Below are 12,316 nucleotides of genomic sequence, written 5' to 3' on the forward strand. Positions count from 1 at the left end.
CGCGCCCCGCATCCACATGCGGGGCGCGGCGCCTTTTCCGTACATCCGGGGGAAAGGAAAGTGCCGGTCGTTGCTGCCGCCCCGACTTCCCCTTCCGGAACCCGGAGAAAAATAGTCTTCAGACATGAAGATTCTCTTGAGCGGAACCGCGTCGGATTCCCATACGTGGAATCTCGTGTACCTCCGGCTCTTTCTGGAGGAACTCGGCCACGAGGTCGTCGGGCTCGGCCCCTGCGTGAGCGCCGAGCTGCTCACGGACGCCTGCCGCCGGCACGCGCCCGACGCGGTCGTGCTCAGCAGCGTCAACGGACACGGCTACCGCGACGGTCTCACCGCGATCCGCCGGCTGCGCTCCGAGCCGGCCCTCACCGCCCTGCCGGTCGTCCTCGGCGGCAAGCTCGGCGTGGCCGGACGCAGCCAGGACGAGGACGTCGCACGCCTCCTGGAGGCCGGCTGCGACGCCGTCCTCGGGGACGACCTGGACGCGCTGCGCGGCTTCCTCGCCGCCGGGACGCGCAGGGAGGTGCCGGCGTGACGACGCCCTCGTCCTTCGGCGCCTTCGTGGCGGCCTCCGCCGCCGCCGGCCGACTCGTCGTCCAGCCCCGCATGGGCTTCGGCGACCCCGGCCTCATGCGGGCCGGACTCGCCCGCACCCGGGCCGCCACCGCCCACACCGCCGGCACCCTCACCGTCGACAGCTACACCCGCGTCGGTGACCTCGCCGCCGCCCGCGCCGCCGTCGCCGACGGCGCCCGCCTCAACGGCTACCCGATCGCCGCGCACTCCGCGCCGACCACCCGCGCGGTCCTCGACGGGCTGCACGGCGCCGACTTCCCCGTACAGGTCCGGCACGGCTCCGCCCGCCCCGAGCCCATCGTCCGGGCCCTCACGGCCGCCGGCCTCGACGCCACCGAGGGCGGCCCCGTCTCGTACTGCCTGCCCTACGGCCGCACCCCCCTCCGGGACTCCGTCGCCGCCTGGGTCCGCGCCTGCGACCTGCTGGTCACCGGCGCCCGTCCCGGCACCACGCCGCACCTGGAGAGCTTCGGCGGCTGCCTGCTCGGCCAGCTGTGCCCGCCGGGCCTGCTGGTCGCCACCAGCGTCCTGGAGTGCCTGTTCTTCGTCCGGCACGGTCTCCGCAGCGTCTCCCTGAGCTACGCCCAGCAGACCCACCCCGGCCAGGACGAGGAGGCCCTGCGCGCCCTGGACCGGCTCGCCGCCGAATTCCTCCCGGCCGGGGTCGACCGGCACGTCGTCCTCTACACGTACATGGGCGTCCACCCGCGCACCGAGCGCGGCGCCACCCGGCTCCTGGAGGCCTCCGCCCGGCTCGCGGTACGGGCCGGGGCCGGCCGGCTCATCGTCAAGACGGCCGCCGAGGCCCACCGCATCCCCACCGTGGACGAGAACGTCCGCGCCCTGGAGACCGCCGCCGCGGCCGCCGCCCTCGCCGGAGCCCCGGCCACCCCGGCGGACGCGGCCGACAGCGAGGTGTACCAGGAGGCGCGCGCCCTCGTGGAAGCCGTCCTCGGCCTGCACCCCGATCTCTCCCGCGCCCTGCCCGCCGCCTTCGAACGCGGCCTGCTCGACGTGCCCTTCTGCCTCCACCCCGACAACCCCGGCCGCTCGCTCGGCTTCATCGACCCGGCCGGGCGGCTCCGCTGGGCCCGCACCGGAGCCATGCCGCTGCGCGCCGACACCGCCGCCGACGCGGCCCCGCTCACCGCCGCCGGCCTGCTCACCGCCCTCCACCACGTCGCCGACCGGTACGACGGCGGGGAAGCGGGCACGGACGGCGCCGGGGAGGCGTGCGACCGCGCGGACCACCACGCCCGCCACCGCGCCGACCCGCTCACCGTCTGACTCGCCGCCACCGCGCCGACCCGCTCACCGTCTGACCTACCGTCAACTTCCGCCGCCGCTCGTCCCCGGCCGCCCGGTCGCCGACCGACCCGGCGTCCCCCGCCCCTGCCCCTGCCGCCCCGCCGACCGGGCCCGCACCACCCCCGCCCGACCCGACCCGTACGAACAGGAGCCCCGCCATGGACCTGCCCGCTCCCACCGCCGACACCACAGCGCCCGGCACCCCGCCCCCGCTCGGCGAGCACCTGCGCTCGCCCCGGCTGCGCGCCGCCATGCTCGTCCAGCAGGAGGCCCTCCAGGCCGCCCGCGACCACCTGCGCGGCGAGGGGTTCACCGAGCTGCTGCCGCCGCTCGTCGGACCCGTCACCGACCCGGGCGGGCGCGGCGCCAAGGCCCTGGACGTCGACTACTACGGGCACCCGTACAAGCTGATGACCAGCGCCATCCTCTACAAGCAGGCCTCCCTGCGGGGCTTCCCGCGCCTCTTCTACATCGCCCCCAACGTCCGCGTGGAGCCCGAGGAGACCGCCACCACCGGCCGCCACCTGGTCGAGTTCCACCAGATCGACGTGGAGATCGCCGGCGCGAGCCGCGAGGACGCCCAGGAGATCGCCGCCGGCCTCCTCACCCACGTCACCGAGCACGTGTGGACCACCGTCCCCGACGTCCTCACCGGACTCGGCCGCGTCGAGGCCGACTTCGCGGACGTCCGCGCCGGCAAGTACGACACCCGCACCCACCAGGAGGCCGTCGCCCGGCTCCTCTCCCTCGGCCACCCGCAGAACCCCGACGGCGAGATCGACTGGGCCGGCGAGCGCATCCTCTCCCTGGAGAGCGACCGGCCCTTCTTCGTCGACGACTACCCCAAGGGCTCGCGCGGCTTCTACGACCGCGAGGACCCCGAACGCCCGGGCGTCCTGCGGAACTTCGACCTCATCGCCCCGCACGGCTTCGGCGAACTCGTCTCCGGCAGCGAACGCGAGGCCGACTACGCCACCCTCGTCACCCGCATGCGCGAGAGCGGCGAGAACCCCGCCAAGTACGCCTGGTACCTGAAGGAGGCCCGCGAGGGCATCCCCGCCAGCGCCGGCTTCGGCATGGGCCTTCAGCGCCTCGTCCGCTTCCTCACCGGACTCGACGCCCTCTGGCAGGTCAGCGCCTACCCGAAGCTCCCCGGGGTGATCGCCCCGTGACCGCCGCCCTCACCGCCCCCGGCTTCCCCGAGGAAGCGGTCCGCGCCCGTGCCCGGCACGGCACCGCCGCCGTCTTCCCCGACCCCGCCGCGTACGGCAGCCACCTCTTCGGTCCCACCCCCGCCCCCGCCGGCGGGGACGCGCTCGACCGGATGCGGATCGTGCCGCCCGTCTTCATGCCGCGGCGGCTGGAGAAGCTCATCGACCTGGCCCGCGAACCGGAGTTCGGCGACGTCGACCTCACCACCCGCGCCGGCGGGTTCACCGCCCGGCTGCCCCTCTACCTCTCCGCCTTCGGCTCCACCCGGGCCGGCAGCGGCGACCTCGCCGTCCACGCGAGCCGGCAGGCCGCCCGTCTCGGCATCCCCATGGTCATCGGCGAGAACATGGTCCCCGTCCACGGCTACCGCCGCTCCGGTGACGCCACCCGCTCCGCGCTCCTCGCCCGTGTCGAGGCCTATCTGGAGGCCGCTCCCGACGGCGTCGGCGGCATCGTGGTCCAGCAGTCCACCGAGGACGCCGACTCCGAGGTGTGGAACCTCCTCTACAGCGACCCCTCCTTCCGCCCCCTCCTGGAGAGCGGCCGCCTCGCCTTCGAGCTGAAGACCGGCCAGGGCGCCAAACCCGGCCTCGGCGGCATGACCGTCGTCGGCCGCGCCGAGGCCGAACAGCTCGCCCGCCGCTTCACCGTCCGCGAGGTCTTCGGCGAGACCGCCCCCCACCGGCTGCGCTGCGCCACTCCCGGCACCTTCACCGAGGAGATCCTCCGCCAGCAACTCCGCTTCATGCGCAACAACTTCCCCAAAGCCCGCACCTGGGTGAAGTTCCACCCCGGCCGCGACATCGGCCACGCCGCCCGCACCGCCTGGGCCGCCGGAGCCGACGCCGTCACCGTGGACGGCGCCGAGGGCGGCACCGGCTGGGCCCCCGGCGTCTTCCTCGACCACGTCGGCCTGCCCCTCGCCGAGACCCTGCGGCGCGTCGGCCGCCCCGACGGCTGCCTCCTCGCCACCGGCGGCGTCTGGGAAGGCGGCCGGGCCGTCCGCGCCCTCGCCCTCGGCGCCACCGCCGTCGGCCTCGGCCGCGCCGCCCTCGTCGCCGTCGACGAGGACCCCGAGCACGGCCTGGAACGCCTCGTCGACGCCCTCGCCCTCGAACTGCGCCTCCTCGTCAGCGCCCTCGGCGCGTACACGCCCGGCGCCCTGACCCCCGAGGACCTGTGGTCCCCGGACCAGGACACGGCTCCGGACCCGTGGCCGGCCACGACAGCCCGATGTCCCTCATGACCCCGGCCCGCCGCCGTCGCCCCCCGCGCGCCGTCCGGGCCCGCTTCTCGGTACGGGAGGTCCCCGGCATCACCGTCGCGGCGGCCGGTGACCGGCGCGTCCTCCCGTACGGCCTCGACGGCACCGCCCGCCGCACGGCCCAGCGCGTCCTCGCCGAGGCCGGCCGCGGCTACCTCGGCGGCCACGTCGAACTGCGCGCCCCGCGCCACGTCCCGGCCCGCACCCTGCGCCGGGCCACCACCCGCGCGGTGGCCGCGGCGGTCACCACCGGCCTCCGCCCCTCCGCCCGCCCCGCGGCCGCACCCGTCCGGCAGGCCCCGGCCCCCGCGGCGGGGGGCCGGGCCCGGGGCCGGACCGGCCCGTGACGAGGGGGCGAGCCCGCGCCGCCGGACACGAGCACCGCCCCTGAGAGCCACGTCCCACACCGTCAGCGCCCGCCCCCCGACAGAAAGCGACCCCATGGCAACGCCCACCCCGCCCCTCCCGCCCGTCGGGCGCGGCGTCGACCGGCGACGGATCGTCGGTCTGGTCGCCGGGCAGGCCGCCGTCCAGGCGGGCAGCTTCGCCCTGCTCATCGCCATGAGCTGGACTGCCGTCCAGCTCGGCGGCCGGGGCGCCGTCACCGCCGTGACGCTCGCCGCCACCCTGCCCCGCGCACTCCTGCTCCTCTTCGGCGGCGCGCTCACCGACCTGCTCGGCCCCCGCGCCCTGCTGCTGCGCACCACCGGCGTCCGCGTCCTCGTGCTCGCGGCGGGGGCCGTCGTCACCGCCACCACCCACTCCCTGTGGCCGCTCGTCGTCATCGCCCTCGCCGACGGCGTCCTGCTGGGCCTCGGCGGCCCGGCCGCCGGCGTTCTGCTGCCGCGACTGGCACCACGGGAGCACCTGGGGCGCGCCAATTCCCTCTTCTCCATGGTGCTGCGGCTCGCCCCGCTCGCCGGCTCGCCCCTCGGGGCCTGGCTGGTGGTCGTCGGCGGACTGCCGTTCGCCATGGCGGGCGCCGCGGCCGGCTGCGTCCTGTGGCTGGGCTGCGCCGCGTACGTCACGCACGGCATGGCCCGGCCCGAGCCCGCCCCGCAGGGGCCCTCACTGCTGCGCCGGTCGGGTGACGGCTTCCGGCTCCTGGCGGCCCACCCGCGCCTGCGGTGGATGTTCGTCGCCTGCTTCGCCATGGACCTGGCATTCCTGTGGCCGGCCGAGGTGGCCCTGCCGCTGCGCGCCGCCGAACGGGGCTGGGGCGTCGGCGCGGTCGCCCTCGTCCTCGCCGCGTTCAGCGCGGGCGCGCTCGCCTCGGCCGCGCTGGGCGCCGCCCTCGCCCACCGCGTGCCGGCCTCGTTCAAGCTGGTGCTGACCGGCGCCGGCCTCGCCGCCGGCATGGGCGTCATGGCGCTCGTCCCCTCGCCGGGCGCCCTCGCCGGCACGGCCGCCGCCGTCGGACTGCTGTCCGGTCTCAACGGCCCGGCTCTCCTGACGGCCTATCAACAGGTCGTGCCGGACGGCAGGATGGGCGCGGCGATGTCCACCTTCGCGCTGTCCGGGATCGGAGCCGCACCTCTGTCGCTGGCCCTGTTCACCCCGGTCTCGCTGCAGCTCGGCGTCACCGGCACCTGGCTGCTGTGCGCCGCCCTCGCCCTGGTCTCGCCGCTCGCCGCGGCCGTCGCCCTGCGCGCAGGGACGGAGAAGGCCGCGGACCGGAGCACCGGCGACCGCGTCCGTACCGTCCCGGAGACCACCGTCACGTCCGTGTGAGGCAGAGATGAGTCCGCTGACCCCAGCACCCCCGCCCGAGCTGTACGCCCCCGGGCCCGCCGGCCCCCCGTACCCCGATCCGCTGCCGCCGCTGCCCGCGGCACTGCCCAGGCCGCCCGAGGCCCGGCCGCTCCGTCCCGGGCTGTGGCTGGTCCCCACCGAGACGCACCGGGACAGCGCCGCCCGGTACGCCCCCCTCGTCCTGGACGCGGCCGAACTGGCCCGCGCCGAGGAGTTCCGGCGGCCCGGTGACCGCGCCACCTACCTGTGCGCGCACGTCGGGCTGCGCCGGCTGCTCGGCGCCCACCTCGGCATCGCGCCCCGCGCCGTGGTGGTGGAGCGGGCTCCGTGCCCCTGCTGCGGCGGCGCGCACGGCCGGCCCGTCCTCGCGGACGGCGGCCCGCACTTCTCGCTCTCGCACTGCGAGGGCCTGAGCCTGATCGCCGTCGCCGCCACCCCGGTCGGCGTGGACATCGAACGGGTTCCGGCGCCGCACCTCGTGGCGGAGGCCGCCGAGGTGCTCCACCCGGCCGAGTCCGCCGAACTGGCCGCCCTGGACGGGACGCTCCGCCCGGCCGCCTTCGCGCGGGTCTGGACGCGGAAGGAGGCGTATCTGAAGGGGCTCGGCGTGGGGCTCGGCGCCGACCCCGCGGCCACGTACGTCGGTGCCGGTCCGACTCCTTCCGCTCCGCCGGGCTGGCTCCTCACCGACGTGACCGTGCCGTCCGGCCACCGGGCGGCGGTCGCCGTCCGCCGCTGAGCTGCGGGCGCGCCGGCCCGCCCGCGCCGGTGGCCGGCGCGCCGGGCCGTCAGGACGGGCCGGCGCGTCCCGGCGTGAGGCGGCGGCTCAGCGCGCCGGGCCACCAGGCCACCGGTCCGAGGTCGCGGACCAGCGCCGGGACCAGGAGGGAGCGGACCACGAGGGTGTCGAGGAGGACGCCGAACGCCACGATGAAGGCGATCTGGACGAGGAAGGCCAGCGGGATGACGCCGAGCGCGGCGAAGGTCGCCGCGAGCACCACGCCCGCCGAGGTGATCACCCCGCCGGTGGCGGTCAGACCGATGCGGACGCCCTCGTCCACGCCGTGGCGGAGGGACTCCTCGCGGACCCGGGACATCAGGAAGATGTTGTAGTCGACACCGAGGGCGACGAGGAAGACGAAGCCGTACAGCGGCACCGACGCGTCCGTCCCGGTGAAGCCGAGGAGGTGCTCGAAGACGAGGGCCGAGACCCCGAGCGTGGCGGCGAAGTTGAGCGCGACGGTGGCGACGAGCAGCACCGGCAGCACCAGGGAGCGGAGGAGGGCCACCAGGATCACCAGGATGACCGCCAGGACGACCGGCACGATGACGGCGCGGTCCCTCGCGGCGGTGCGCTGGGTGTCGTACTGCTGCGCCGTGGTGCCGCCGACGAGGGCGTCAGCCCCGGGGACGGCGTGGACGGCGGTACGGAGCCGGGGGAGGGTCTCGCGCGCGGCGTCGCTGTCGGCGGCGTCCGCGAGCGTGGCGTCGATCCGTACCCGGCCGTCGACCGCCGGCGGCGCGCCGCGCGCGGGACGGCCCGCGCCGTCCACCGGGTGGGCCGAGACGACGCCCGGCACGCCCTGGGCGGCGGCGGCGACCTCGCCGGCCGCGTCGGCGTCGGCGATGATCACCGCGGGGTTGCCCGCCCCGCCGGGGAAGTGACGGCCGAGCGTCTCCTGGGCGGCGACGGACGGCGCGTCGTTCACGAAGATCTCGTCGAAGGGCACGCCCCGGGAGCTGAGGGCGGGCGCGAAGGCCGCGCAGGCCAGGAGGCCGGCGAGGGTGAACGCCCACACCCGGCGCGGCGCGCGGTCGACCAGGGCGGCCACCCGCTCCCAGACGGCCCGGCCGCCCTTCGCCGGACCGGCGTCGTGCGGGGCCGGACGGGCCGGCCAGTACGCGGCACGGCCCGTGAGGACCAGGGCCGCCGGCAGGAAGGTGAGCGCGCCGAGCACCGCGCAGACGATGCCGATCGCGCCGACGGGGCCGAGCGCCCGGTTGTTGGAGAGGTCGCTGACCAGCAGGGCCACCAGGGCCAGGGCGACGGTGGCGGCGCTCGCGACGATCGGCTCGACGGAGCGGCGGAGCGCCTTGCGCATCGCGGAGAAGCGGTCGGCGCCGGGGGCGGCGAGCTCCTCGCGGAAGCGGGCCGCGAGCAGCAGGGCGTAGTCGGTGGCGGCGCCGATGACCAGGATGGAGAGGATGCCCTGCACCTGGCCGTCCACGCGGACCAGGCCCGCGTCGGCGAGGACGTACACGAGGGCGCAGGCCAGGCCGAGCGCGAAGACCGCGCCCAGCATGATCAGCACCGGCAGCAGCACACTGCGGTAGACGACCAGCAGGATCAGGAGCACGGTGACGAGGGCGACGCCGAGCAGCAGGCCGTCGATGCCGGAGAACGCGCCGGACAGGTCGGCCTGGGTGGCGGCGGGCCCCGCGAGCCGGACGGTGGTCCCCGGCACCGAGCCGGCCGCCCGCCGGATCTCGTCGAGCGCGTCGGGCAGCGCGTCGTCGAGTCCGGGCCGCAGCGGGACGACCGCGCGCAGCGCCCGGCCGTCCTCGGCGGGCAGGGCGACGGACGGGGGTCCGGCGAGTTCCGGCCGGCCGGCGAGCGCGGCGACCGCCCGGGTCGCGCGGCCGGCCGCGCCGGGCTCCAGTGTTCCGCCGCCGTCGGCCGTCCACACCACGATCGCGGGGACGGCCTCGGAGGTGCGGAAGGCCTTCTGCTCCTCCAGGACCCGCGTCGACTCGGCGCTGCGCGGCAGGAAGGCCGCCTGGTCGTTGGTGGCGACCTCGCCCAGCCGGCCGGCGAAGGGACCGAGGGCGCCGCCGACGACCAGCCAGACGGCGAGGAGCGCCAAGGGCAGCAGGAGCCGGGTCCGGGGCGGGGGAGTCGTACGGGGAGGGCGGGGCGAGCGGGGCATCAGGCCTCCGGAGAAATTGCTCGACAGTTCATTATCTCAATGATTGAGAGAGTTTTTATCACGGTGGCCCCCGTGCCCGGCGCGGCGCCCCGGGACCACGGGAGAAACGGCCCCGCACCACCTTCTACGGTCCCGGCGGGCCGTGCGGACGCACCGCGCCGGGGGAAGTTCAGCGGCGCGGTACGCGCAGCGCGCCGAGCTCCTCGTTCAGGACGGTCAGAAAACGCAGCGCCACCGCCAGCTCCTCCGGGGCGAACCGCTCCCGCGCCCGTTCCGTCGCCTCCGCCAGCGGCAGGAAGTACCGCCGCGCCGCCGCCCTCGCCCCGTCCTCGTACCGCACGTGCACGACCCGCCGGTCCGTGCTCTCCCGCGTCCTGCGGATGTGCCCGGCCCTCTCCAGCCGGTCCAGACAGGCCGTCACCGCCCCCGAGGTCAGTCCGAGATGCTCCCGCAGCCGCCCCGGCGTCAGCGGCTCCTCGCTGTCCAGGACCACCGCCAGCGCCTGGACGTCGGTGGGGTGCAGCCCCTGCGCCTGGGCGAAGCCGTGCACCAGACGGTTGATCTCGCCCTGCGTCCGCCGCAGCGCGACGGCGAAACTCTGCAGGTCACCCGGCGCGTTCCGCGGGTCGGGACGGGTGTCTCGGTCTTCTTCGCTGGCCACGCGTTCAGCCTATAGACACCCCTGGACGGCGGTCCGCCGCATCCGCCCGGGCCGCGCGCGCGGAAGAGAGGGAGAAGAATCACCGGGGGCACCGCGCCCGCGCGAGACCCCGCCCCACCCGTCCGGGGACGAAACGGAGCAGACCCCATGGCGACGCACCACCCCCGCCCCCCGACCGGCACCGGCCCGGTACCGGCGCCCGGCGGCGACGCGGCCCCGCCGCTCCTCTGCCTGGTGACCGGAGCCGGCGGCTACATCGGAGGACGGCTCGTCCCCGCGCTCCTCGACGCCGGCCACCGCGTCCGCTGCCTCGCCCGCACCCCGGCCCACCTGCGCGACCACCCGTGGGTGAACCGGACCGAGGTGATCCGCGGTGACGTCACCGACGCGGCGACCCTGCGGCCCGCCTTCGACGGCGTGGACGTCGCCTACTACCTCGTCCACTCCATGGGAGCGGGCCGCGACTTCGAGGAGACCGACCGCCGGGCCGCCCGCACCTTCGCCGCCGAGGCCCGCGCCGCAGGAGTCCGCCGCATCGTCTACCTCGGCGGACTCACCCCCGCCGACATCCCCGAACGGGAACTCTCCCCGCACCTGCGCTCCCGGGCCGAGGTCGGCCGCATCCTGCTCGATTCCGGCGTCCCCACCACCGTCCTGCGGGCCGCCGTCGTCATCGGCTCCGGCTCCGCCTCCTTCGAGATGCTCCGCTACCTCACCGAGCGCCTCCCCGTGATGGTGACCCCGCGCTGGGTCGGCACCCGCGTCCAGCCCATCGCCGTCGGCGACGTCCTGCGCTACCTCGTCGGCAGCGCCACCATGCCCCCGGACGTCAACCGCGCCTTCGACATCGGTGGCCCCGACATCCTGCGCTACCACGACATGATGCTGCGGTACGCCGCCGTCGCGCGCCTGCCCCGGCGGCTCATCCTGCCCGTGCCCATGCTCACCCCCCGCCTCTCCGGCCAGTGGATCGGACTCGTCACTCCCGTCCCCGCCTCCCTCGCCCGCCCGCTCGCCGAATCCCTGCGGTACGAGGTCGTCTGCGCCGAACACGACATCGCCGCCCACGTGCCCGACCCGCCCGGCACGCCCATGCCCTTCGAGGAGGCCGTCGCGCTCGCCCTGCGCCGCGTCCAGGAGGCCGACGTCACCACCCGCTGGTCCTCCGCCTCGCTCCCCGGCGCCCCGGGCGAGCCGCTGCCCACCGACCCCGACTGGGCGGGCGGCAGCCTCTACACCGACGTCCGGGAACGGGCCGTCGACGCCTCCCCGGAGGCCCTGTGGCGGGTCGTCGAGGGCATCGGCGGCGAGAACGGCTGGTACTCCTTCCCCGTGGCCTGGGCCGTCCGGGGCTGGCTGGACCGGCTCCTCGGCGGCGTCGGCCTGCGGCGCGGCCGGCGCGACGCGGCCCGCCTGCGGGTCGGCGACGCGCTCGACTTCTGGCGGGTCGAGGAGATCGAGCGGGGCAGCCTCCTGCGCCTGCGGGCCGAGATGCGGCTCCCGGGACTGGCCTGGCTGGAGATGTGCGTCGAACCGGACGGCGCCGGGCGGTCCCGATACCGGCAGCGCGCCCTGTTCCACCCGCACGGACTCGGGGGCCAGGTGTACTGGTGGAGCGTGGCCCCGTTCCACGCCGTCGTCTTCGGCGGCATGGCGAGGAACATCGCCCGCACGGCCGAACGCGGCGGAGGCGACCGGGCGGCCCGGCGCGGCGCGCCCCGTCGCACGGCCCGCCGCCCGCACGCGCCCCCGCATCCGTGAGGGGCCGGCGGACCGAAGAGGGGGAAGGCAGCACACCAGCCCACCGGCCCGGGCTACCGGCCCGCCCGGTGACCGAATCCCGGAAGTGACCGCCATGAGCGTCGCCGTCGTCCTCTTCACCGCCGACCTCCGTCTGCACGACCATCCGCCCCTGCACGCCGCCGTGACATCGGCGGACGCGGTCGTGCCGCTGTTCGTCCGCGACCCCGCCGTCGACCGCGCCGGCTTCGCGGCTCCCAACCGGCTCGCGTTCCTCGCCGACTGCCTGGCCGACCTGGACGCGGGCCTGCGGAAACGCGGCGGACGACTCGTCGTACGGAACGGGGACACCGTGACCGAGGTGTGCGCCGTCGCACGGGAGACCGGCGCCGGCGAGGTCCATGTGGCCGCCGGGCACTCCGCCTTCGCCCGCGCCCGCGAGGACCGGCTGCGGCGCGCCCTGGCCGCCGACGGCCGGCACCTGCGCGTGCACGACGCCGTGACGACCGTGGTCCCGCCCGGCGACGTCACCCCGCAAGGATCCGACCACTTCGCCGTGTTCACCCCCTACCACCGGCGGTGGTCCGGCGTACCGCCGCGGGCACCGCTCCCGGCGCCCCGGACGGTTCGGGTGCCCCCGGAACCGCGCTCCGAGGAGCTGCCCGGCCGCGCCTCCGTGGCCGGTGTCTCCCCGGCCCTGGCCACCGGCGGCGAACGCGAGGGCCGCAAGCGGCTGCGGGCCTGGATCGCCCAGGGCCTCGACGCCTACGAGGACCGCCACGACGACCTCGCCGGCGACGCGACCTCGCGCCTCTCCCCGTACCTCCACTTCGGCGCCGTCTCCGCGACCGAGGCCCTCCATCTCGCCCGCGCCCG

Annotated in this window: 11 protein-coding genes; 9 read left to right on the forward strand and 2 right to left on the reverse strand. The window is 76.5% G+C overall.

The window, feature by feature from the left end:
- Window positions 1–124: 124 nt before the first annotated feature.
- The 7 genes from RIF68_RS11795 to RIF68_RS11825 all read left to right on the forward strand — a co-directional run bounded on the left by RIF68_RS11795 (window position 125) and on the right by RIF68_RS11825 (window position 6,851).
- A complete protein-coding gene (locus tag RIF68_RS11795) occupies window positions 125–535 on the forward strand; it encodes a cobalamin-dependent protein (RefSeq protein ID WP_309051143.1) in 411 nt (136 codons plus the stop codon).
- Window positions 532–1,863 (forward strand): methylaspartate mutase, encoded by a 1,332-nt coding sequence (locus tag RIF68_RS11800; protein ID WP_309051144.1) that lies wholly within the window; start codon window positions 532–534, stop codon window positions 1,861–1,863. The genes RIF68_RS11795 and RIF68_RS11800 overlap by 4 nt, the downstream gene beginning before the upstream one ends.
- 179 nt (window positions 1,864–2,042) lie before the next feature.
- Window positions 2,043–3,056, forward strand: coding sequence for an asparagine synthetase A (locus RIF68_RS11805; protein ID WP_309051145.1), 1,014 nt, complete (start codon window positions 2,043–2,045; stop codon window positions 3,054–3,056).
- Window positions 3,053–4,342 (forward strand): glutamate synthase-related protein, encoded by a 1,290-nt coding sequence (locus RIF68_RS11810; protein ID WP_309051146.1) that lies wholly within the window; start codon window positions 3,053–3,055, stop codon window positions 4,340–4,342. The genes RIF68_RS11805 and RIF68_RS11810 overlap by 4 nt, the downstream gene beginning before the upstream one ends.
- Window positions 4,330–4,707 carry a hypothetical protein gene (locus RIF68_RS11815; protein WP_309051147.1) on the forward strand — a complete coding sequence of 126 codons (378 nt, stop codon included), beginning with the start codon at window positions 4,330–4,332 and terminating at the stop codon, window positions 4,705–4,707. Before RIF68_RS11810 ends, RIF68_RS11815 begins: the two co-directional genes overlap by 13 nt.
- A 94-nt stretch (window positions 4,708–4,801) precedes the next feature.
- Entirely contained in the window at window positions 4,802–6,091 is a 1,290-nt protein-coding gene (locus RIF68_RS11820) for an MFS transporter (protein ID WP_309051148.1), read from the forward strand.
- 7 nt (window positions 6,092–6,098) lie between these two features.
- Entirely contained in the window at window positions 6,099–6,851 is a 753-nt protein-coding gene (locus RIF68_RS11825) for a 4'-phosphopantetheinyl transferase superfamily protein (protein WP_309051149.1), read from the forward strand.
- Window positions 6,852–6,900: 49 nt separating this feature from the next.
- Here RIF68_RS11825 and RIF68_RS11830 read toward each other — a convergent pair whose 3' ends face one another.
- Window positions 6,901–9,039, reverse strand: coding sequence for an MMPL family transporter (locus RIF68_RS11830; RefSeq protein ID WP_309051150.1), 2,139 nt, complete (start codon window positions 9,037–9,039; stop codon window positions 6,901–6,903).
- 169 nt (window positions 9,040–9,208) lie between these two features.
- Window positions 9,209–9,700 (reverse strand): MarR family transcriptional regulator, encoded by a 492-nt coding sequence (locus RIF68_RS11835; RefSeq protein ID WP_309051151.1) that lies wholly within the window; start codon window positions 9,698–9,700, stop codon window positions 9,209–9,211.
- Between the two features lie 147 nt (window positions 9,701–9,847).
- Between RIF68_RS11835 and RIF68_RS11840 the strand changes: the two genes are divergently transcribed.
- Window positions 9,848–11,461, forward strand: a complete 1,614-nt coding sequence (locus RIF68_RS11840) for an SDR family oxidoreductase (RefSeq protein WP_309051152.1) — start codon at window positions 9,848–9,850, stop codon at window positions 11,459–11,461.
- A gap of 94 nt (window positions 11,462–11,555) precedes the next feature.
- Window positions 11,556–12,316, forward strand: a 761-nt coding sequence (locus tag RIF68_RS11845) for a deoxyribodipyrimidine photo-lyase (RefSeq protein ID WP_309051153.1), incomplete at its 3' end; no start/stop codon positions are given.

Origin of the sequence: Streptomyces sp. (assembly GCF_031178505.1) — a bacterium.
GTDB classification, from domain to species: domain Bacteria; phylum Actinomycetota; class Actinomycetes; order Streptomycetales; family Streptomycetaceae; genus Streptomyces; species Streptomyces gulbargensis.

Bases quoted from the DNA above. Each gene is read 5' to 3' on its own strand.
- RIF68_RS11825 (WP_309051149.1), top strand. From the start codon at position 6,099: ATGAGTCCGCTGACCCCAGCACCCCCGCCCGAGCTGTACGCCCCCGGG.
- RIF68_RS11795 (WP_309051143.1), top strand. From the start codon at position 125: ATGAAGATTCTCTTGAGCGGAACCGCGTCGGATTCCCATACGTGGAAT.
- RIF68_RS11820 (WP_309051148.1), top strand. From the start codon at position 4,802: ATGGCAACGCCCACCCCGCCCCTCCCGCCCGTCGGGCGCGGCGTCGAC.
- RIF68_RS11830 (WP_309051150.1), bottom strand. From the start codon at position 9,039: ATGCCCCGCTCGCCCCGCCCTCCCCGTACGACTCCCCCGCCCCGGACC.
- RIF68_RS11840 (WP_309051152.1), top strand. From the start codon at position 9,848: ATGGCGACGCACCACCCCCGCCCCCCGACCGGCACCGGCCCGGTACCG.
- RIF68_RS11805 (WP_309051145.1), top strand. From the start codon at position 2,043: ATGGACCTGCCCGCTCCCACCGCCGACACCACAGCGCCCGGCACCCCG.
- RIF68_RS11815 (WP_309051147.1), top strand. From the start codon at position 4,330: ATGTCCCTCATGACCCCGGCCCGCCGCCGTCGCCCCCCGCGCGCCGTC.